The organism is Pseudoalteromonas amylolytica (genome assembly GCF_001854605.1).
Lineage (GTDB): Bacteria > Pseudomonadota > Gammaproteobacteria > Enterobacterales > Alteromonadaceae > Pseudoalteromonas > Pseudoalteromonas amylolytica.
Genome location: NZ_MKJU01000029.1, coordinates 18,096 through 40,441 on the forward strand (window position 1 = coordinate 18,096; position 22,346 = coordinate 40,441).

Genomic DNA, 22,346 nt, shown 5'->3' on the forward strand with positions numbered 1-22,346 from the left:
TAACATGCTATTTTATAAGGAGTTAGATAAACCCATTTGTTCATTGATAGACACTTCTCCGCAAGCTGATGTTTTATCGTAGATATAATGAGAGTCTAGACAAAAATTTACCCAGTCATCATCACCAAGAAAGCTCAGCTTTCTCATGAACTCCCCTAAGTTCAAAGGGCCATAGTCAGGCAATAGAGCATATTCTACATAGGCATCCATTTGTGTTATTTGTTGCTGTGTCGCCTGTGAATAAAACAATGGTTGAAGGTAGTTAAAGCGCATGGTCTTTGCCCTGCGTGAAAGGCGCTGTTGCATACCTTCACTAAAGAAAGCCTGAGCTTGCTTGTCCAGCTTATATTTATATCGATAGGCCGTTGTTGAGTCTTCTAAATGCTGAGAGACTAAGGTGAGTGGAAACTGTCCCGCCACCATTTCGTCTCCTTTTTGGTAAGACAGCTCAATGTAGGCATTGTCAGGTTGGTCGGGAAGTGGCTCTTTAGTCACTAGGTAAATCTCCCAATCAGTGGTCTCAGAGGTAAACAGCTCAGCTGTAAAATAGACTTTTTGGATAAACTCGGGATAACTTGTTCTGACAGACACTGGTTGTAACTGCCAACCGATAGTACCCGCCTCCAACGTAGCCTCGCTTATTTTACCTACCACACTACATCCAGTGCCAACAGACAACAATCCTATCAATACCAATATACGCTTAAGTCGCATTACTCAGCTCCTTGATAAACTGCTGGGCTTTGTCACTACTACTGATAACCTTATCAATGATACGCCCAGTACTTGGGTCAAAAATAAACTGCTTATTAGTGTTAGTTTCAAACATTAAATTGAGTGAAATACTGAATGCACTGGGCGCAACCTGTAGATGAGCATCTTTGGAGGGCTCGTAAAAGATAACTTCGTGCTTACTTAACTGATGCATACCGCAAAACTTTAAGGTGCTAGCACAGTCTACATCTAGTTCATCACGATACTGATACTGATAAAAGCGCGAAATATAGCCTGGTCCGTAGTAATTCGTAGTAAGAAAGCCAAAGTTATGGTCATGTAGGCACTGGTAGACATTCATCTTGTCATTCTGTCGCTTTTGCTCTCCGTCGGGATGCCAAAAGCACACCCTCACTTGAAAAAATGGCGAACGATTTACATATAGCACAAAGGAATCATTGCCATACACGTTGCCAGTTTCAACACTTAGGGCATTTTGTAAAACATGCTCACTAATGATCCGACTCAAAAAGTACTTATTATTGGCTAGTAACTGTAACTGCATTGCTAGGTAGTGTAAGTTATGCTCTGTTAAGCTTTCAGGCCCATCATAACTTGCCGCCACATTTTCGATGAACTCTTGTAAAGAAATAGAGTGAGTTGTGGTGAATTTGAACGAATATGTCATGTTATGCCTCCATCAACTCTAATGACGGTAGCATCGCACTTGCACGATTACGCACAACTTCAGAACAATGGGATATTTGATATTCACGAACCAGTTGAGAAGCCTTATATCTATCTCTTAGGTAAATGCCTTCAATCGCCCGCCAAGCTAGCTCATCAATATGACTGGCTGAAAGCATCAATAACGCTTGAAAACTCTTTTCACAGGTTGAGCGGGCCAGCACTTCAATAAAGTTGAACAAACGTGCGTGGTTTTGGTAAAGCAAAGACGTTATTATCGGCTCAAGGGTTACGGCACAAAGCTTCACACTTTTCGTGTGTATTACGTCTTTATCGTACAAAGCCAGCCAGTAAGCATCTTTTGATGCTTGATAGTCAAATGCTTGTAAATAATCGACCTGTATCGAATCACCGGGATTTAAATCACTCACCGTTGCACTGCCACAGGCTCTAAATATGCTGGCCGTACCATTGTTTATCAACTTTTCTTCTAGCGTGACTTGCTTTATCCGCAATGCGCCTTGCAATACACACAACGAGTGAGGGGCCGAATTACACAACGTAGCGCCAAAACAGCTAGGACCCTTATATAACACCAATCTATGCGATGGGCTGTCTTTGAGTACCAAGCGGCTCTTATCTGTTGTAAACGTATGCTCTGATTGCAGCGCAAGCATATCTAGTACCGCTTGAATTGAATTCAAATTTTCAAATGTATTCTCATTGTTCATGATGATGTCCTTATCTATTTAGTTATCCTTAACCGTATTGCTCGTATGCCCCAACTGGCGCTGGGGCAATCCTGTTGTTAATTAGTTTGAAACGATAATAATGATCGGGATCACAAACACGGGGTCTAATGCTTGAGGATCAAAAAGTTGTACATCAAAGTTACCTAATGTATTGACTACTTCTGTAATGATTTCCATGACTATCTTCCTTTTTAGTATGTAACATATTGATGTGAGTGAGTTTCCTCCTCACTTACAGATTTGGTCGGTACAATTTTTCCGACACTGAAAAGCTAGGCGAGCAAAAGTGAAATATCAATCCAAAGTACAATTTTTCATGTACCCAAGATTGTCGAGTTATTTCAATTTTTTGAATTGCAAAGCTTGAGAACAATGCGCATTCAATTGTGGGCACAAAATAAAATATCTCGGGATGTCACTTTGTTAAATTAAGTTTAATAAAACACTTCATTAATGTACTGGCACGACCCCCCTCTTGCAGCTTCCACAACATGGTGAATTTCACAATAATGAGCAACTAAAAATGTAAACATTAATACTTTTGACTGTGGTAAACATGAAGAAAACTCATACATCATCAGTGAGTTCTTAGTTATAACAATTCTCGTATTGACGCCTTTAGATGTCAGTCATACTCTGCTTAGCGGTATATACCATTTTAAGTGCTGACAGCCCGCCTAGAGTATCGAAAGTAATGGAGATCAGCGCTGACATAAACAAGTCAAACTCTAACAATCGAACACAACAATGGACTAACACTATGCAGAATCACAAAAGCGTCCCTCTCAATGATTTTATTGAATACTCTCAACAAGATATGCTGAAACGGGCAGAAGAAAATTTGAGTGAGTACCAACGACGCCATACCATTCGAAGCTTTAGCGATCGCCCAGTTCCTGAAGAAGTTATCGCTGCATGTATAAAAGCGGCAGCCAGTGCACCTAGTGGTGCAAACCATCAACCTTGGCATTTTGTAGCAATTCACAGTGCCGATGTTAAAAAGAAAATTAGAGACGCAGCGGAAGATTTAGAGCGCTCCTTTTACCAAGGACGTGCAGGTGATGAATGGCTTGATGCGCTGAAGCCACTTGGCACGGATGCTGAAAAGCCATACCTAGAGCACGCGCCTTGGTTAATTGCGATATTTAGTCAAAAGAAAGGCGGGATCCATAGCGAAGATAAGAATACCAACTACTATGTGCATGAATCCGTCGGGATCGCGACCGGTTTCCTGATCCAAGCGTTACACCATGCTGGGCTAGCAACGTTAACCCACACGCCAAAACCTATGAGCTTTTTAACAGATATTTGCGGTCGTGATAAAGATAACGAGCGTCCCTATATGCTGCTTATCGCGGGCTACCCCAGTGAAGATGCTACTGTCCCGGAACACGCACTGGTGAAAAAGCCATTCGAGGAAATTGCCACCCTTCTGTAAAGGCTTTCGCTCTAATGATACTGGTGGTTAGCGTACTGCCAGTATCTCACCCACTGCTAATCCCGTTAACACCTCAACTTGATTACCCACCTCTTGCCCCAAGCGTACGAAACGTCGATGCAACTGCCCCTGTTCTACCACCTCAACCATAGTGAGCTGCCCATATCGCTTTACTAACTCGCGAGGAATAAGAATATGCATCTGTGGTTTTGTGGGTATAAAAAGCTGCGCATACATACCTGGCTTCACATTTTTTGCTAACTCAATATCCAGCTTCACCATAAAACGTCTAGCGTTACTATCGGCTACCGGGACAATTTCACTGACGCTAACATACTGCGTCATGCCATTAGCCGGTATGTGTATTTTCAATTTATCACCCAACTGCAAATGACTGGCCAGCTGTTCACGTACCGCAGCTGTCACTTGGAGTTGTGCAGGATTATAAAGTGCAACTATCGGTGTTCCTGGTGTCAACATGGCACCAGGTTCTTGCAATCGTTCCACCACGATGCCATCAATTGGTGCCAAAATTTGGGTATCGCTCAAGGCCACTCGTGCGCCTTCTAACTGCTGTGCCAACGCAAGTTCCTGAGCTTTAAGTTCATCGACCTTTGTACGCCACTCATCCACCACATTCTCAGCAACTAAACCTTGGTTTTGAAGCGTTTCACTACGCATTAACTGCTTATTGGCTTGCTTCAACTGAACGCCAACAGCGTCTTGTTGTGCTCTGACCCGCGATACGTTTGCTTTCAAATCCGCATCATCAATTGTGGCTAATAACTCTCCAGCATTGACATTCTGCCCGGCTCGCACATATAAGCTCTTCAGCTGCGCTAACAACCGACTGGCTACAAGCGTATTTACCTTTGCTGTTATGTTCGCATTTACCATTTCATTGTGGATAATCGCACGCTCACCCACTACATACTCAGCACCCTGATAGGCTTGAGACATAGGCTTGGTGCCTGGCATAACCACTTTGTCGAATATACCCGCCATATATGCCACAATAACCAACAGTCCAATAAGCGCTGATATTGGCAGTATCGCTTTGTGAACATTATTACTTATCCATGACATAACTATCGCCTTCTGTATTTTTAAAGACCAAGAAATAAACTAGCGGCACGACCAGCATAGAAAAAATGGTTGATGCGATAATGCCAAAAATAATTGCCAACGCTAATCCACTGAAAACAGGATCAAGAATAATAACCAGATTCCCCAGTAAGGTGGTGCCTGCAGTTAATAACACAGGTCGCATCCGTACTTCACCGGCTTGAATCAGTGCTTGTTTTAGCGCCATTCCTTGTGCGCGGGCTTGGTTAATAAATTCGACTAAAATTAGTGAGTTACGAACGACTATGCCCGCCAGTGCGATCATGCCAATCATCGCTGTGGCAGTAAATAAAACGGGTTCAGGCGCGCCTGCTATCTCTCGCTCACCAAATTGATTCAGCAACCAAAACCCAGGCATGATGCCTATCATGGTCAACGGAATAGCAGACATAATGATCAAAGCCAGTGCGTTGGATGAAGTTTGCCAGCGTAAAATGACAAATATTGCGACGAGGGCAAACATGAATGCTATCCCCATATCGCGAAATACATCAACGGTGATACGCCACTCTCCCTCGCCACTAAAGCTATACGATGTACCTTCGGGCAGCTGCCACACAAGGCCTGCGCCACTGGTCAGATAACTGCGCTGTGACCAATGCGTTTGCTCACGCTCATCACCATTTTCATCTGCGACCACATCAGCGATAACTTCAGCTGGCGTACGACCATTGAGCTCAGCGGTAACATAAATCACATTTTGTAGATCTTTACGAATGATGGGCTGTGGTGCAGAAAAGGTTTGCCAGTGTCCCAGCTCTGATAGAGCAACCATAGGCCGAGTCGCACTTTCAAGGCCATACTCACCACCAACTTTACTCAATGCCCTCTGCCCTCTAACTTGTAACGCATCCAAATTAGACTGCTGATTTCTTACTTCATAGGGTAAGCGTAAATTAATGGCTACGGGTTCGGACTCATGAGGTAGGTACAATAAACCAACATTTAAACCTTCACTGGCAATACGCAATGATTGATTTATATCTTCTGTACTAACACCAGATAAGGCCGCTTTGCCTTTATCGACAATAAACCTCGAAAGTTTTGTGGGATCGGCCATCGAACTATCCACTTCAACAACATGTGCTTCGCGCGATAACCTTGTCATAAGCGCTTGAGCCGCTCGCTGATGGGTATGTGCTGATACGAATGGCTCTGCATAAACCTGAGCGACCAGCGTGCTTAGCACGGGCGGACCAGGAGGTACTTCAACAACTTTCACTTTTACACCATTGTGATTAAATCCTTTTAGCGCTTCGCGCAGACGCAGCACCACAGCATGAGACTGATGGGCACGCTGCGCTTTATCCAGCAACAGTAGTCTTAAATCCGCTAAATGAGGTGCTTGGCGACGATAGTAGCCTCGTACCATTCCATTAAAGTCCATACTCGATGGTTTACCAACATAGGCGGCTATAGCTGTTACTTCCTGCTGCTGCCAAACCGCTTGCTGCACCTGACGCGTCAATTTTGCGGTTTGCTCCAAAGTGCTGCCCTCTGGCAACTCAATTAACACCTGAATTTCATTTTTATTATCGAAGGGCAATAGCTTTAAGGGAACTGCACGGAACACAGGCAGACTGACACTAACCACAAATAGCCCTAGCGTGATCCATAACACCACTTTTGCACGCCAAGGCTTGACGAACATCGGCATTAATATTCGACTGTATCCAGAAGCTTTTTGTGAGACTTGCGACTCTTTGAGCGGGTGACCATGTAATAACTTCTTTGCTAGCCAAGGAGTTACTAGGAATGCAACCACTGTGGACGCTATCACACTAACAGGTACATTGAATGCCATTGGGGCCATGTAAGGCCCCATCATGCCCGTGATATAAGCAAGTGGTAAAAATGCTACGCTGATAGTCAGAGTCGACATAAGCAATGCCCCCTTTACCTCCGACATGGCAGCGGTCACTTGTCCATCTGTGTGCGCCTGTGATGAGTTTTTTCGTACCGACAAGAAGCGACTAATATTTTCGACCCCAGTAATAGGGTCATCCACCAGCAAGCCCAGCGATAGAATCAAAGCAAACAAAGTCACTCTGTTGATGGTATAACCAAAGGAGAAATCCAGTGCCAGTGTGATCCCGTAGCAAATGGGCACCGCAAGGCCAACCACAATCGCAGGCCGCCACCCTAAAAATACACCAACAAAAATAACCACTGTTAACACTGCAAAGCTCAGGCTGGCGATCAGATCATTTACCTTTCCATTTGCCGTATCTCCATAATTTCTCAATACTTTTACATCTATATCTGAGGGTAACAACTGTGCTTTTAAGGTCTCTATCAGTGCCAAACTCTGTTCGGCGACCACAACGGCATTACTACCTCGTTGCTTAGCAATACTGAGCGTTACTAAAGGCAAGTTTTGATTCTTCTCATCAATTGCTAACCATTGATAAGCATGAGGTTCACTGGGCCCATCCATTACCTTCGCCACATCTTTTAGTAATACTTGTTGGCCATTAAGTACGTTGACCGTCAGTTGTGATACCTGCTCCGCACTGCGCAATACATCCCCTGACTGTAAGGCGATCAGTTGCTGACCATTTACCAATGAACCTATTTGCTGTAACTGGTTACTGACTTGCAGCGCCATTAATACGTCTAAAGGTGTAGTCTGGTGGGCCGCAAGTGCTGTCGCATCCAGTTGTACTTGCACTTGTCGCTTTCGCCCAGTAATCACTTTCACTTCACTTGTGTTGGGTAGTGTTTGTAACTGAGTTGAAAGCTCTTGAGCAAAGCGAGTTAATTCGAAGTCACTATAGCGCTCGGTCGATTGACTATACAAACCCAACATCATGATCGGCACATCATCCACTTCAATGGGTTGAATTTGCCAATCTTTCACCACTTGAGCCATATTATGTTGGTTGGCATACAACTTGGTATAGGTATTTAGAATGGCTTGCTCTCGACTTTGTCCTACATGAAAGCGCAATGTTGCAACCGTGCCACCGGTATCCGTCGTGGAATATACATGTTCCACTCCTGGAATTTGTAATAGCAACTTTTCAAGCGGTTCAGTCACCAAGCGTGCGACTTCAGGCCCACTTAAATTGGGTGTATTGACTCTAATATCCAGCATTGGCACAACTATCTGCGGCTCTTCTTCTCTGGCTGTAAATTGCATAGCCAACAGACCCATAACTAAAGCCATGAAAAGAATAAACACTGGAAGCCTTCCCGCTAGACTCGTAGTCATTACTCTATCAAAAAGTGTCATGTGACTTTTTCCTAAGGAGCGCAAAATAATTGATAAAGTTTAAGAAGTATGGCTTTTACTTTGTCATCTACCACTTTGTAGTAGATAGTCTGGCCTTCTCGACGCGTCGCCACCACATTAGCTTTACGTAGACTTGCCAAGTGCTGAGATAAAGCAGATTGCGTAAGAGGCACAGTCTCATTGAGTTCACTGACGCTGAGCTCTTCTTCCATTAAGCTACACAAAATCATTAGGCGGTTTTTATTCGCCATCATTTTTAACAACGCTTCCGCCTTTTGAGCGTTATCTGCCATCGTTGCAAAGTCCATATTTACCCCGTTCTTCACTATGAGTGGGCAAAGTATAGACAAATACATTAGCAATGTCTAATATTAGTGATTACTAATATATTTGGAGATCTGTTATGAAACTAAATCCAATGCTGCGGTTAATCGCTGGTATGATGTTTTTAATATCATTGGCACTAACACACTATGTGAACCAAAATTGGCTATGGTTTAGTGTGTTTATCGCTGCTAATTTAATTCAATCGGCATTTACAAATTCATGCCCCATGATCACCCTACTTAAAAAGCTCGGTGTAAAGGAATAAGCTATGTTGACTCCAGTACAAGACCTACTAAAGATTGTAAAACCTACCCAACGCTGTATTGATGCACAGCAAGCGAAAGCGGAAATAGCTCACAATAGTGGACTTTTGATCGATGTGAGAGAGCCACAAGAATACAGCCAAAAATCGGCAACAGGAGCCGTTAATATCCCAAGAGGGCTACTTGAGTTTAAACTTCCTGAGATAGAAAAAAATGCCGAGCGACCTATCTATGTGCATTGTGCAGCAGGAAGTCGAGCAGTCTTAGCAGCAGAGCAACTTACCCGTTTGGGCTATCAAAATGTCAGCGTTATATCTTGTAAGGCGGAGGAGATCTGTAACACCTTTTAACTGCGTGTATCGCCACAATTTCAGTTGTCAATCCGAAGCGAAGCAATGCGGTGATATTATCACCGCATTACGATTTAAGCTTTGTTTGGAATAATTTGAATTTCTACGCGGCGATTTTGTGCACGCCCTTGTTCTGTGTCGTTACTCGCGATAGGTTGTGACTCCCCCATGCCTTGGGTGTGAAGCCTTGCAGCAAGTACCTGCTGACCTAATAAATAATTTTTCACACTGTTCGCTCGCTGTTCACTCAAGCGCTGATTCAGTTCACTTGTTCCTGTGCTATCTGTGTGGCCAACAATGTTCAGGAAAGTTTTTTCGTATTTGTTCATCACCTTAGTGATAGCGTCTAGCGTGTTGTAAAAACTGGGTGAAATAGTTGCTTGGTTCGATGCAAAGGTAATATTACTTGGCATCACTAGCCTCATATTGTCACCCTCTCGGATTACTTCTACACCAGAACCTGCGAGTTCCTTACGAAACGCAGCTTCTTGCTTATCCATATAATCACCGATCGCGGCTCCTGCAATCGCACCAATGGCAGCGCCGATAAAAATACGTTTATCTTTGTGGTTACCAGTCGCTTTACCTAACACAGCGCCCGTAGCGGCACCAATGGCAGCCCCTTTTCCTGTGTTTGTCATCTCACAACCCGATAGTAGCGCCAAACTTAAGGTTGCTGCAATGAGCCCCTGTTTACTTAAAGTCATGATCTTCTCCAATGATTTTTCGCCTAGGCTAGCGATTGCTTAGTGAATGTAAGATTAACTCTAGCAGATTATTGTAATAGGCTTTCTGGTATTGGAGGTAGTGCATAAGGGGCAATGATTTTGTCTAACTGTTTGCTTTTTGCCATATCCATAACCGCACGGCGCAAATACTGTGCAGCGTTAGTTTGAGCAAACTCTTTACTTGTCACCATATATCCATAAATCACATTAGTATAACGGTAATTCATTTTTTCAAGCTGGGAAATAGGCTGTTTGAGCACTTTCATGGCGACTTCAGCGGTATCCTCAACAGCAATGGCAAGATCCACCCGCTCTTTGAGTACCAAGTCAAACGCAACTTGTTCTGATGTCACCTCGATTTTTGATAGTTTTGAATCTTTATCAAAGCGCTCAAAAAATGCAGCGCCTCTCATCACGGCAATACGCTTATTGTACAAGTCTTCAAACTGATTAACGGTAATGTTGCTACCTTTTTTGGTATAGAAAACAAATGAAGATGATAAAGCCATGTAGGGAGGCTCAATAAAAACCATGTTGGCTTCACGCTGAGGTGTTTTAAGAAGACCTCCCATGATGTCAACATCTCCCTGCTCTAGCATACGCAAACACCTAGATAATGGACAAGGAACAGGGCGGATATGGTATTTGTCGGCAACAGCGGCGCGGGTAATGTCTAAAATCAGACCTGAGGAGTCACCATCACTGCCTACTTTGCTGTAGGGGGGTGCATGATCAACTGCAACATGAATAGTCTGGTGCTCCGCGCTCGCATTGTTCAGCACGCACATACTCAGAAAATAAAAAGCCAATATCAAGTGTCGCAAATTCTCACACCTCTAACTTCGACCTAAACTTGTGCATAACAGACATGGCATCTAAACCTTGGTAGAACCAAGCCACAGACCAATCGCAATAAAAATGTCACAATATTATGTCATCATGTAATGTTAACTGTATCACAAGGAAAACTATGGCACTGAGTATTTTTTACCAATTTTTTCTACTCGGCTGTACCAGCTTCGGCGGTCCAGCGGCTCATTTAGGCTTTTTTAAAAAACACTTTGTTGATAATTTAGGCTGGATTTCTAATGAGCGCTATGCGGCGATGATCAGTTTATCGCAAATATTACCGGGCCCAGGGTCAAGTCAGGTTGGCTTTGCCATTGGCCTTGAACGAGCTGGAATATTAGGCGGCGTAGCTGCATTTTTGGGCTTTACCTTGCCGTCTTTTTTAATCATGCTGCTGCTGGCGATGACCGCTTCGCAACTAGATAACTCACTTTTAGGTGTGATGAATGGTCTCAAGCTCTTTGCTGTGGTGATAGTCGCTGATGCCGTTTTGTCTATGGCAAAAAGCTTTTGTAAGACTGGCCCCCTTAAACTCGTGGCTTTCATCAGCACTTTGGTGTTATTAATTTTGCCCAGTTTGCACACTCAACTACTGGTATTAGCGTTGGCAGCATTAGTCGCCTGTGTATACCGCTTCTCCCCCATACCGACACATAATACAAGCACGATAAATGGTGGCATCAACTTCCCAGTACTCGCGGCATTTAGTCTACTTTTTATCATTACTTTCTTTGGTCTGCCTAATGAGCTATTTGCACAATTTTATCAAGCAGGTGCGTTGGTCTTTGGCGGCGGTCACGTCGTATTACCTCTGTTACAAAACACCGTATCAGAATTGGATCAAAATAGCTTTCTAACTGCCTATGCCGCAGCACAAGCAGTACCTGGACCTATGTTCAGCATCGCCACCTATCTAGGCGCAACCCTTGCCAGCGAACATATATGGCTCTTTGCGGTGATAGCAACCGTTGCGATATTTTTACCAGGTTTACTATTGATGTGGGCGTTCCACAACAACTGGCAGTCATTGAGTAGCCTACCCAGATTTGCCAGCGTGACGTGCGCATTAAATGCAGCGGTGGTTGGTTTGCTCGCAGCGGCACTTTATAACCCCATCTGGCAATCTGCTGTATACACACTTACACACATGATAATAGTTATAGGTGGCTTCGCACTATTTAAGCTTTTTAAGCCACCGATTTGGATGATGTTACTGCTGTTCAGTACCGTTGGCGTGTTGTTGTACTAACTGCCCCGAAATACTTTGGTATGGGCGCAACTGGAATGTGCCCATAATCGCCAACATGTGATCGAGAATATCTGCTTGTAAATGCTCATAGGCCACCCACTTTTTATTGCTGCTGAAACAGTAAAATTCGATGGGCAAACCATAATTTGCGGGAGCCAGTTCCCGCACCATCATGACACACTCTTTATTAATACCTGGGTGTTGCCCTAAATACAGCTCGGCATATCGACGGAACAGTCCCAAGTTTGTGGTCTTATCCGGCCAATCCTCGATGTCGATTAGTTGGCTAAACTCATGCTTTAATGCGTCTATTTCCTGTGGCTCGAGCACTTTGATACTGTGCATATCAATTAATACTGCACGCTTTATACGACGTCCCGCAGACTCCTGCATCGCACGCCAGTTCTTAAACGAGTCTGAGATCAACATATACGTTGGGATAGTCGTCACCGTATTGTCCCAGTTCCTAACCCGCACCGTATTCAAACCAAGATCAATCACCTCACCATCCGCGCCGAATGCATCCACTTGGATCCAATCACCCGTTTTGACTAAACGGTTGGCTGCTATTTGAATGCTGGCCACCAGTCCCAGTATAGTGTCTTTAAACACCAGTAAAGTAACCGCAGCAATGGCACCAAAACCAGACAAGATATAGGTGGGTGACTTATCTAGAATTAAACTAATGATGAGAATGCTACAAACCATAAAGGTCATCAGCTTGGTAACCTGCACAATCCCCTGTATTGGTACGTCTTTGGCGAACCTTAGTTGGTTATAAATAGCATGAGCGAGATTCACAAAGCCGCTAAATAAAAAGCCTGTGACAATGATTAATACGATTTGCCCAACAGCCAATAAAACGCTCATTAACCACTCAGGTGCCACAAACACCTTTTCATAAAAAGCAATAAAAACAACGCAGCACAGCATCGCCGCCATTCTGCCTGTGACTTTATTTAGCTCTGAAGATAAGTAGCCAATACGAGTAGGAGAAACTTTAGTGAGTCCTTTTTGAATACTGGGAAACACCAATCTGCGCGTGAACAGATAAAGCAGCAATAACGCGACAACCCCTACACAATTCGCAGTTACAGCACTAAGCAAGCTGCCCTGCGGCAGGCTTTCAAACCAAGTGTCTAATATGTCGGTAATATGAACTAATGTCATAATGGGGCCGCTTCCTCGTTAATCACAGCACCCTTTTTTCCATAGTGTAAATAGAGGTGACTGAGCTGCGTATCTTTATTTTGCCAAAGTGCATTTAAATAATTCTGAAACTGAACACGGTATTGTTTGTCTTGCTGATAACACCCTTGTGGCACACAAGCGATGTCTATCAATGAAATATCAACATGGACACCATGCAGCTGCCCTAGCATAAAACTGCGGCATATATGCTCATCCTTAGATTGGTACATTATGGTGGTATTCAGTAGCCCATCCAATTGCTCTCCCAAAACCTCAAGCGCAAACGCCGTGCCACCGGCCTTGGGTTTTAGTAAATGCTTAAAGCCACTTTGTTGTTTGTGCTGTTTGGCCTTAGTAAACCTCGTTCCCTCTGCAAAGTTAATCACCGTTGTTGGATGCTGGCGGAAATTACGGCAACTGTGTTTAGTACGCGCAACATCGAGCCCCTTGAGCTTTGGATTTTTTGCCACCTGAGCTTTGCTTGCTCGTTTCATAAACGGCATCCCCATCGCCCATGCACCAGTGCCAATAAAAGGCACATATTTAAGCTCATCTTTTAGAAAGAATTTGGGGGCAGGTAAAGCACGATTCGCGCTAAGGACCACAATATCCAACCAACTAATATGATTTGCCACCAACAAATACCAACCTTGTGGCTTTACTTGTTGCGGTATATGCATATTGATTTGTTCACAGCCAACGTCCAAAGCCAGTTTATTCCCTTGGCACCAAACCCCATAAGCAAAATGAAGTAATTCAGAGACAAACCGAATTGGCAGGATTAGTTTGACCAGACCCAATAAAAAAACCACGACGCCGCACACTAACGTGTTCAACAACAGTATCAAAGTCGCAGATACGCCGAAAAACCAATTTGGTAAAACATTTCTTAGCATGGAGCAACCTCGCTTTGTTTAATTTTAGCTGCGTAACCGCTGTAACTGCTCGTCCTTTTGGTTCCACAACTGATTCAATTCCGCTTGAAAACGTACTCTAAAATCATTGTCATTACTATAGTCACCGATCAGGTTCTCACTCACGGGCAACACGTCCACATGCACATCTATTTGTTTCACTCGGCCACTGACGAAATCAACAAACGTAGGAATCCCATCTGGATAATGAATCGTCACATTGACCACTTTACTTAACTGCTCACCCATTGCCTGCATAACAAATGCAATACCACCGGCTTTAGGTTTGAGTAAATGTTTAAAAGGGCTGTTTTGACGTTGGTGTTTTTGCGGCGTGTAACGGGTGCCTTCGACAAAGTTTACGATGCTCACCGGCATAGCTTTAAATTTTTCGCACGCTTTTCTAGTAGTTTCAACATCTTTGCCTTTGAGCTTTGGATTTTTCTTTAGCTGACTTTTACTGGTGCGAGTCATAAATGGAAAGTCCAACGCCCACCAAGCGAGTCCTAGAAAAGGAACGTACAACAATTCCTTTTTTAAGAAGAAATTTAAAAAAGGAATTTGCCGATGCAGCACACGTTGCATCACCAAAATATCTACCCAGCTTTGATGATTAGCAATCACTAAATACCAGTCTTGTCGTTTCAGGTCTGTCAAACCTTCAACATTCAGCTTGAATGGCGATAACATGTTTTGGGTTAAGTTGTTGCCAGCGACCCAAAAGCTTGCACATTCCTTTGCCAGCCAACTACACGCCTTTTGCAATGGCGTGATAGGCAAAAGTTTAATCAAGCCAAATATGAATATTGGGACAAACCATACTAGTGTGTTCAGTGTATACAGTATCAAACTCAGAATACAGCGTAACAACGACATGCAATGCTTCCTTTACAACCTAGCCAAGTAGCTGAGTCATAAGCAAACGACTCAGCCTTTAATATGGCCGATGATGATACCTTGTTTTTAACCAGCAAAAAACCTTGCACACTACATTTTATCTAATCTTCAAAGTAGGTATACCCTGCCAGTCCAGCATTGAGTTCTTGCAAATATTGTGCGCGTAGCGCTTCATCCTGAACCGTTTCACTGACTCGAGCCACAAAGTTATTTGCAAGCTGAGTGTGATCGTAATGAACAAATTTTAATACGTCCTGAACACTGTCTCCTTTGATAGCATTAGTCAAGCTATAGCCCTCACCACACAGTTCAACGTGCACTGAATCCGTATCCCCAAACAGGTTATGTAAATCACCTAAAATCTCTTGGTAGGCACCGACCATGAACATCGCAATATGATATTGCTCACCGGGGACATACGGCGGAATAGGTAAGCTTGACTCAATACCCGATCCCTCAACATAGTCACGGATCTGGCCATCCGAGTCACAGGTAATATCCTGTAAAATCGCCCTTTGGGTCAATGGTTTATCTAGGGATTCTATTGGCATAACTGGGAATAACTGCTGAATGCCCCATACATCTGGTAATGATTGAAACAGTGAAAAGTTAACAAACAATTTATCTGCCAATTTTTCATTTAAGTCATCCAAAACCTCACGGTGAGCACGCGCATTTTCATTTAGTAACTCTCTCACTCGATGCAGGATGGTAAAATATAACTGCTCAATTTGTGCCCACTGGGTCATGCTTACCATGCCATGGACATACTGCGCATGGGCTTCACTGAACAAATGCATAGCATCGTGGTATGTCTCCAACGCCAAGCGCGCAGTAATCCGGCTATAAGCCTGCCATAACTCTTGTATGATCACATGCGCATCAGGGGCCGGTACAACTGGAGTATGTTGATTAGGCGCTTTCTCAACGTCAATCACATCGGTAATTAACACCGCGTGATGTGCCGTCAACGCACGACCAGACTCAGTAATAATGGCTGGATGCACTAAGTCATGCTGCTCACACACCTCAGCAAAGGCACTGACCACATTACGCGCATACTCAGCGACTGTGTAATTCATAGAACATGCACTACGTGAACCTGAACCCTCATAGTCAACGCCTAAGCCACCACCCACATCTACAGTTTTAAGCGGTACACCCAACTGCGACAGCTCAGCAAAATGACGTGCACATTCTTTCAATGCTCGGTGAATATCACGAATATTGGCAATTTGAGAGCCTATGTGAAAATGAACCAAATTCATCAAATGTAGTTTGTCGGCTTGTTTGAGCATCTCAACCGCTTCAAGCACTTGCCCAGCGGTTAAACCAAACTTACCTTTTTCTCCACCTGTGTTTTGCCACTTTCCCTTGCCCACAGAATTTAAACGAATGCGGATACCTATCGCAGGTTCAATCTTTAAATCATCAATTTCTTTGATAAGCGTGGTCAGCTCTGATAGCTTTTCAACCACGATATTCACTTTGTGGCCCATGGCTTGACCAATACAGGCAAGCCTTAAAAACTCACTGTCTTTATAGCCATTACACACAATAGTGATAGGCTTAGTAGCAACACCAAGAATCGCCATTAATTCTGGTTTAGAGCCCGCCTCTAAGCCTACTTGACCGCTTGGATGTGCCAATAATTTTGTCACCACAGAACGCTGTTGATTCACCTTTATTGGGTAAACACAATTATATTGACCTTGGTAGTCTCGCTGCTGACAAGCCTGTGCAAATGCATCGGTCATCGTATCGACACGATGCTTTAAGATATCGGTAAAACGCACCAACACGGGTAAAGTTAAGCCTTGTGCTTTGAAATCTTCGGTCAACTGGTTGAGTGAAATTGGGGTTTTGTTGTGGTCGCCGTCTGGGTAAGCGACTAGCTCACCGTTATTATTAATATCAAAATATCCTTCGCTCCAATGCGCGACATTGTATAAAGCACGTGCTGTGTCTAAACCCCAAGTCATGGCTTTCTCGTTTATTCATGGTTAAAACGTGTAGTTTAATACGCACTGACCCAGATGGCGATAACACCCCACCAACATTAACAATAAAAACACAAAAAAAACCTTTTGACCCAAACGCAAAAAAAAATTAACATACCCAAAATAAGAACAACGCAGCTTATAAAATTAACTCAACTTTGAGGAAAAGCAGTGAGAAACTTGACTATTGCCACGTGCATTTTTGCGACTATGTTTTACAGCAACGTTTTTGCGCAAACATACAATAGTGGTCATAAAATTTCATCAATAGAACTTGTAAATCAATACGAAAGTGATGCTCAGAGAGTAGGCCTTGACGAGTATACTTATATCAATGCAGTGCAACGATACACGCAATTTATGCTTTCTTTTTCTCCAGAGCATTATGGTGATATAGAAGGGGTTGAAGGCATTTTACCCATGAATGAATTGCCAGCTTATCTCAGAATGTTACAAGGCGAAGAAACTACGCCTGAGCTTATCTCAGATTGGGTACGACAAAAAAATATCAACGATGCCAAACTGGCAAACTTTTTACAAATTGAAGTAAAGTATTTAGATAGCTTCGTGAAGGTTTACACTCGCGCAATGGCATCAGGGAAAACTATCGGAAAAATGCTTCCCGTAGCCGACACGTATGCAGTATCGGAAAAATATATCGTTGAGTTCACATGCCGAGATGTCTGCTCAGGCTTTGGCTTGTCGCCTCGAGATTATGTTGAACTAGCTAAAGAAGCCGATAGAATTAAAGTTAATGGCTGGATTAGAGATTTTGTCGTTAAATTCTACTCCAAAGATGGTCAATACCTTGGCACTGAAGTTTGGAGAAAAAACAGAGGTGGCACAATATGGAAAGAAAGGGCAGAAAACTGTGATAGCGATATTGCCTGCGATGTAGAGCCATAATACACAAATTCAGCTAATTTAGTAAAACATGCCAAACACTTGCTTTTGGCATGTTTTACGTGAATCAACCTAACAATAGTCTTTCGTTAACTTCATGAGGGTATTGCCATCGCTTTGCCTTTATTACTACTTTGTAGAAGGAAACTATCAATTGAAAAAATTAGTTTTAATCACTTTTGTTGCTTCAGCCCTGTACAGCAATTTCGCGGTGGCCGATGCGATACACTCCACTATGTACAGCAGCGAACGCATTGCTTTGGCGGCCAAACAAGCAAATATACATCTAAGCACATTCCAACAAGCAATAGAAAAATATGAAGCTTGGCTAAACAGCGTTGACAACCCAGCACACCAACCAAATGGTGAACTAAAAGGTATTAAGCCTTTCAATCAACTAGAGGCAATTCGAGCTTTCACTAGTGGTGCCGAGTTCACACCGCAACTACAAGCAGAGTTGATCAGTCAGTATAACGAAAATCAGACCAAACTTGCCACTTACTTGGGCCTACGTGTCGAAGAGCTCATGCCCTTTGTAAAAAGCCATGCTGATTTGTATATGGACACACAAAAACCCGAATAACGTCCGTAGTGCTCGGTAATGGTTCCGAGCCTCGTTCATCGCTACTGTACCTAGACTAAATCGCGAGCTTTCAGCATATTAGTCAATTTTTCTACAAAACATGCCGCCATAATTTCCCTTAATGCGCTAAAATAAATTGAGCAAAACTCAAAGCACTGGCAAAATTGCCAACAATTTATAGTAAGTGTGAAAATAGATATGTCGAATTTAGAAGCAAACCGTTGGTTTACAGAGGTCAGCGACCGTGATGGCAGCGCTTTTTCATTGCGCATCAACAAAAAGCTGGATGAGATCCAATCTCCTTTTCAGAATGTTGAGATGTATGAAACAACCAATTTTGGTAACCTCATGATCATCGATGGTTGCACTATGGTCAGCACCAGAGAAAACTTTTTCTATCATGAGATGATGAGCCATCCGGCACTTTTTTCTCACCCTGCACCAAAAAATGTCGTGATCATCGGCGGCGGTGACTGCGGTACACTGCGTGAAGTATTGAAACACCCGGGTGTTGAGAGCGTAACGCAAATCGACATCGACGAAGTCGTCACACAGATGTCGTTAAAGTATTTCCCTGAACTATGTGAGTCAAACAACGATCCTCGTGCCACTGTAATGTTTGACGATGGCATCAAATACATGCGTGAAGCTACACCTGAATCAATTGACGTCGTTATCGTTGATGGTACTGATCCAGTAGGGCCTGGTGAAGGCTTATTCAACCACGCGTTTTATAAGAGCTGTTTAGAAGCATTGCGCCCTGGCGGAATTATGGTACAACAAAGTGAGTCACCACTTACTCACATGCCACTACTTCTAGAAATGCGAGATGCAATGCTTGAAGTTGGCTTTGTTGACTTACAAACACTGCCTTTTCCTCAGCCTATCTACCCAAGCGGCTTATGGTCAGCAACCATGGCACGTAAGGGCGAGTCATTCAATGGCTTCAGAGAAAGTGACGCTGACAAAGCACAGTTTGATACTGAGTATTACAACACCGGCATTCATAAAGGGGCGCTAGCAACTCCTAACTTTATGAAGCGCGCGTTTAACAAGTAATACTTTACCTATTAGGCAGACAATAAAAAACCCAGACTAAGTCTGGGTTTTTTGTCTTTTTTCGTTTACCAAATTACTTGTGGTATTTGCCGCTGAATTCGTGCACAGCATTAATAAACACACCTGCATTTTCAGGATCTACATCAGGTGTAATACCATGACCAAGGTTAAATACGTGGCCAGACCCTTCACCAAACCCAGCAAGAATTGATTGCACTTCTTCACGAATACGCTCAGGTGTACCATGTAACATCGCGGGATCCATGTTGCCCTGTAATGCCACCTTATCTCCAACACGACGTTTTGCATCAGCAATATCAATCGTCCAATCCAGACCAATCGCATCACACCCGGTCGCGGCGATAGCTTCAATCCACTGACCGCCATTTTTAGTAAATAGCGTTACAGGCACTTTACGCCCATCGTGATCGCGGATCAGTCCGTCTACGATTTTATGCATGTACTGTAAAGAGAACTCTTTGTAATCACGTGGGCTAAGTACCCCACCCCATGAATCAAATACCATGAGTGATTGTGCACCCGCTTTCACCTGCGCATTTAAATAGTCAATCACTGAATCAGCCAGTTTATCTAGCAACAGGTGTAGAGTTTGTGGCTCAGCAAATGCCATTTTCTTAATTTTACCGAAAGTTTTGCTGCTACCACCTTCAACCATGTAAGTTGCAAGCGTCCAAGGTGACCCCGAGAAACCGATTAGTGGTACTTCACCTTTTAGCTCTCGACGAATGGTACTTACCGCATTCATCACATATCCCAACTCGTCTGTAGGGTCGATATTTGGGATGTTTTTTACATCTTGTAGTGAGCTAATTGGCCGTTCAAACTTAGGGCCTTCTCCAGTTTCGAAATATAAACCCAGTCCCATCGCATCAGGAATGGTCAAAATATCACTGAACAAGATTGCCGCATCTAGCGGATAACGACGCAACGGCTGCAAAGTAACCTCGCAAGCAAGCTCAGCATTTTTGCATAAACTCATAAAGTCACCAGCTTGTGCACGGGTTGCACGATATTCAGGTAAGTAGCGCCCAGCTTGACGCATCATCCAAACTGGCGTGACATCAACCGACTGTTTCATCAACGCACGTAAATAACGATCGTTTTTCAATTCGCTCATAGCGTATCTCGATTCCAATGCTTTAAAAATTGCGCAGATTGTATCACTATCTTGGCCCTCACTCTATCTAAACCAAAGCGCAAAATCGTGTAACTATGATCTAGATTAAACTGCCCATAACTCAAAACGTTAGAAAAATTGTACTGAAATTAGGCAAAAATCATGGTGTGAAGGTATTTACAACGAGGGTAAAAACTTGCTATAAAAATGCCGCGTTACAAAAATAACAACAAAACACCTTTATAATAACAATAATAGTTATCAACTAGCTAAACTGCATTCAAACCACCTTCAAGGTGGTTTTTTCTTTTTTATAACCCCAAAAACGGAACTCATTAAAAATCATCAAGTTACTATGTTTTTAAATAATAAAAATAAAAATAGGTTGACCTTTGCAGCAGATTTCCTTTTTATAGAGTAAAACAATCCGCAATAGGAGATCACTATGCTTTCGAGGTTAGAACAAGCCCAAGAAAAGTGGGGAGGCAGCCATAGTGTTATTGATGCATGGTTAGCAGAGCGACAAGAATTATTACTGCAATACTGTAAAATTGCGGGTTTTTCTCCTTATGACAAAAAAGATCATGCGCTACCCGATCAACTACAAATCCAGTCATTTTGTCAGATACTCATGGATTATTTGTCTGCAGGTCATTTTGAAATTTACGACAACCTAGTAGAGGCTTGCGAAGAGAAAGGCCCTGATAGTGCTAAACTTGCTCAAGCACTGTACCCACGTATTGCTGATACTACTGATGTAGCTTTAGACTTCAACGATAAATACGCTGAGAATTCACAAGAGCAGGTATTAAGAGACTTTGACCGTGACCTGTCGAATTTAGGCGAAGTGCTAGAATTACGTTTTGAATTAGAAGACGAGTTAATCGATAACTTATACGCAAATCACACTGATTAGTGACTGATACGCTGCGGACGTATTCAGACACTAAAAAAGGGCCATTGGGCCCTTTTTTCGTACTTTTAACTGTTGCGTATTATTCAGCTTCAGCTTTTTTCTCGTCTTCTTGGATCTCAAGTAGCTCAACTTCAAAAATCAATGTTGAATTAGCAGGGATCTTGCCTAAGTTACGCTCACCGTAGCCAAGCTCAGGTGGAATGGTGAACTTGAACTTAGAGCCAACAGGCATTAACTGTAAACCTTCAGTCCAACCTTTGATAACTTGACGCAGGCCAAAGCTTGCTGGTTGATTACGTGCATAAGAACTATCAAACTCAGTGCCATCTAACAATGTGCCTTTGTAGTGTACTTTAACGTGATCAGTGTCAACTGGCTTTTTGCCTTCACCTTCAGTAAGTACTTCGTATTGAAGGCCTGATTCAGTGACAACTACACCGTCTTTCTTCGCGTTTTCAGCAAGGTATTTCTCACCTTCAACTTTGTTTTGCTCAGCTTCTAGTTTTACTTTTTCAGCTTGCTTCTCACGTACTGACGTGTCTAATGCTGTTAATACTTCGCGAATTTTCGCTTCATCAAGCTGTGCTTTACCTGCAAGCGCATCTTCAAAGCCACGCATTAATAGCGCTTGGTCAAGCTCGATACCAAAGCTGCTTTTATCTTCTAAATCTTTTTGTAAGAAATTACCTACTGAAGCACCAATACCATAGGCTTGTTGCTGAGCTTCAGTTTCTAGTTTTAGTTCTGCAGGTTTTTCTTCTGCTTTTTGGTTACATGCAGCCAGTGCTAACACTGATGCTGCCACCAAAGACAGTTTAATCGTCTGTTTCATTCTCTCTCTCTCCGACAGGTCTGTCGACCGTCTGTTAATATTATATTAATGGTTAAAGCTGTGTAGCCACATTATCATTCATCACTAAATATGCCAAATTGTATAGCACTTTGGCAGATATTTAATGTTTTCTGTGACTTGTAGCGACTTTGCGGCAACGATACGCTACTATCAAACTGATACTATCAATAAACTG

General features: G+C 43.1%; 22 protein-coding genes. 8 read left to right on the top strand and 14 right to left on the bottom strand.

Features of this window, described 5'->3' with window-relative positions; genetic code table 11:
- Positions 1-12: 12 nt before the first annotated feature.
- Genes BET10_RS15560 through BET10_RS15570 form a run of 3 tightly spaced genes read right to left on the bottom strand, consistent with a single transcriptional unit; the run spans position 13 to position 2,132 of the window.
- The gene (locus BET10_RS15560) at positions 13-714 is read right to left on the bottom strand and encodes a hypothetical protein (RefSeq protein WP_070986518.1); all 702 of its coding nucleotides are present in this window, start codon (positions 712-714) and stop codon (positions 13-15) included.
- Entirely contained in the window at positions 704-1,402 is a 699-nt protein-coding gene (locus tag BET10_RS15565; RefSeq protein WP_070986519.1) for a hypothetical protein, read from the bottom strand. Before BET10_RS15565 ends, BET10_RS15560 begins: the two co-directional genes overlap by 11 nt.
- A gap of 1 nt (position 1,403) precedes the next feature.
- Entirely contained in the window at positions 1,404-2,132 is a 729-nt protein-coding gene (locus BET10_RS15570) for a hypothetical protein (protein WP_070986520.1), read from the bottom strand.
- A gap of 781 nt (positions 2,133-2,913) precedes the next feature.
- On the opposite strand from BET10_RS15570, the gene BET10_RS15575 reads away from it, so the two are divergent.
- Positions 2,914-3,591 (top strand): nitroreductase family protein, encoded by a 678-nt coding sequence (locus BET10_RS15575; protein WP_070986521.1) that lies wholly within the window; start codon positions 2,914-2,916, stop codon positions 3,589-3,591.
- A 27-nt stretch (positions 3,592-3,618) separates the two neighbouring features.
- Here BET10_RS15575 and BET10_RS15580 read toward each other — a convergent pair whose 3' ends face one another.
- The 3 genes from BET10_RS15580 to BET10_RS15590 are packed head-to-tail and all read right to left on the bottom strand — an operon-like array spanning position 3,619 to position 8,259.
- Complete coding sequence (locus BET10_RS15580; RefSeq protein ID WP_096348959.1) at positions 3,619-4,677, bottom strand: efflux RND transporter periplasmic adaptor subunit; 1,059 nt, start codon at positions 4,675-4,677, stop codon at positions 3,619-3,621.
- Positions 4,661-7,951 carry an efflux RND transporter permease subunit gene (locus tag BET10_RS15585; protein WP_070986522.1) on the bottom strand — a complete coding sequence of 1,097 codons (3,291 nt, stop codon included), beginning with the start codon at positions 7,949-7,951 and terminating at the stop codon, positions 4,661-4,663. Before BET10_RS15585 ends, BET10_RS15580 begins: the two co-directional genes overlap by 17 nt.
- 11 nt (positions 7,952-7,962) lie before the next feature.
- A complete protein-coding gene (locus BET10_RS15590; protein ID WP_070986523.1) occupies positions 7,963-8,259 on the bottom strand; it encodes an ArsR/SmtB family transcription factor in 297 nt (98 codons plus the stop codon).
- A 95-nt stretch (positions 8,260-8,354) separates the two neighbouring features.
- Here BET10_RS15590 and BET10_RS15595 point away from each other — a divergent pair, with 95 nt between their 5' ends.
- Together BET10_RS15595 and BET10_RS15600 are read left to right on the top strand one after the other, a co-directional pair.
- Positions 8,355-8,543 carry a YgaP family membrane protein gene (locus tag BET10_RS15595; RefSeq protein ID WP_070986524.1) on the top strand — a complete coding sequence of 63 codons (189 nt, stop codon included), beginning with the start codon at positions 8,355-8,357 and terminating at the stop codon, positions 8,541-8,543.
- Between the two features lie 3 nt (positions 8,544-8,546).
- Complete coding sequence (locus BET10_RS15600) at positions 8,547-8,891, top strand: rhodanese-like domain-containing protein (RefSeq protein ID WP_070986525.1); 345 nt, start codon at positions 8,547-8,549, stop codon at positions 8,889-8,891.
- A 74-nt stretch (positions 8,892-8,965) separates the two neighbouring features.
- Here the strand turns inward: BET10_RS15600 and BET10_RS15605 are convergent, their stop codons facing one another.
- The gene (locus BET10_RS15605; protein WP_070986526.1) at positions 8,966-9,598 is read right to left on the bottom strand and encodes a YiaD family glycine zipper/OmpA-like lipoprotein; all 633 of its coding nucleotides are present in this window, start codon (positions 9,596-9,598) and stop codon (positions 8,966-8,968) included.
- Positions 9,599-9,666: 68 nt separating this feature from the next.
- Complete coding sequence (locus tag BET10_RS15610) at positions 9,667-10,407, bottom strand: substrate-binding periplasmic protein (protein ID WP_070986575.1); 741 nt, start codon at positions 10,405-10,407, stop codon at positions 9,667-9,669.
- Between the two features lie 182 nt (positions 10,408-10,589).
- On the opposite strand from BET10_RS15610, the gene chrA reads away from it, so the two are divergent.
- Positions 10,590-11,717 (top strand): chromate efflux transporter, encoded by a 1,128-nt coding sequence (gene chrA / locus BET10_RS15615; RefSeq protein ID WP_070986527.1) that lies wholly within the window; start codon positions 10,590-10,592, stop codon positions 11,715-11,717.
- Here the strand turns inward: chrA and BET10_RS15620 are convergent.
- The 4 genes from BET10_RS15620 to speA form a co-directional block, all read right to left on the bottom strand.
- Entirely contained in the window at positions 11,679-12,887 is a 1,209-nt protein-coding gene (locus BET10_RS15620) for a mechanosensitive ion channel family protein (protein ID WP_070986528.1), read from the bottom strand. The two genes, chrA and BET10_RS15620, sit on opposite strands and share 39 nt — an antisense overlap.
- On the bottom strand, positions 12,884-13,804 hold the full coding sequence (locus BET10_RS15625) for an acetyltransferase (protein ID WP_070986529.1): 921 nt from the start codon (positions 13,802-13,804) through the stop codon (positions 12,884-12,886). The genes BET10_RS15620 and BET10_RS15625 overlap by 4 nt, the downstream gene beginning before the upstream one ends.
- Positions 13,805-13,828: 24 nt before the next feature.
- A complete protein-coding gene (locus BET10_RS15630; protein ID WP_070986530.1) occupies positions 13,829-14,698 on the bottom strand; it encodes an acyltransferase in 870 nt (289 codons plus the stop codon).
- A gap of 122 nt (positions 14,699-14,820) precedes the next feature.
- On the bottom strand, positions 14,821-16,701 hold the full coding sequence (gene speA / locus BET10_RS15635; RefSeq protein ID WP_070986531.1) for a biosynthetic arginine decarboxylase: 1,881 nt from the start codon (positions 16,699-16,701) through the stop codon (positions 14,821-14,823).
- A 189-nt stretch (positions 16,702-16,890) separates the two neighbouring features.
- Here speA and BET10_RS15640 point away from each other — a divergent pair, with 189 nt between their 5' ends.
- The 3 genes from BET10_RS15640 (at position 16,891) to speE (ending at position 19,264) form a co-directional block, all read left to right on the top strand.
- Positions 16,891-17,625 (top strand): hypothetical protein, encoded by a 735-nt coding sequence (locus BET10_RS15640; protein ID WP_070986532.1) that lies wholly within the window; start codon positions 16,891-16,893, stop codon positions 17,623-17,625.
- Between the two features lie 151 nt (positions 17,626-17,776).
- Entirely contained in the window at positions 17,777-18,205 is a 429-nt protein-coding gene (locus BET10_RS15645; protein ID WP_070986533.1) for a hypothetical protein, read from the top strand.
- Between the two features lie 198 nt (positions 18,206-18,403).
- A complete protein-coding gene (gene speE / locus BET10_RS15650; protein ID WP_070986534.1) occupies positions 18,404-19,264 on the top strand; it encodes a polyamine aminopropyltransferase in 861 nt (286 codons plus the stop codon).
- Positions 19,265-19,337: 73 nt separating this feature from the next.
- Here the strand turns inward: speE and hemE are convergent, their stop codons facing one another.
- A complete protein-coding gene (gene hemE, locus BET10_RS15655) occupies positions 19,338-20,402 on the bottom strand; it encodes a uroporphyrinogen decarboxylase (RefSeq protein ID WP_070986535.1) in 1,065 nt (354 codons plus the stop codon).
- Between the two features lie 445 nt (positions 20,403-20,847).
- On the opposite strand from hemE, the gene BET10_RS15660 reads away from it, so the two are divergent.
- Positions 20,848-21,318 carry an Rsd/AlgQ family anti-sigma factor gene (locus tag BET10_RS15660; protein WP_070986536.1) on the top strand — a complete coding sequence of 157 codons (471 nt, stop codon included), beginning with the start codon at positions 20,848-20,850 and terminating at the stop codon, positions 21,316-21,318.
- Positions 21,319-21,397: 79 nt separating this feature from the next.
- Here the strand turns inward: BET10_RS15660 and fkpA are convergent, their stop codons facing one another.
- Positions 21,398-22,150: an FKBP-type peptidyl-prolyl cis-trans isomerase gene (fkpA, locus tag BET10_RS15665; RefSeq protein WP_070986537.1), complete on the bottom strand. Its 753-nt coding sequence runs from the start codon at positions 22,148-22,150 to the stop codon at positions 21,398-21,400.
- Positions 22,151-22,346: the final 196 nt, after the last annotated feature.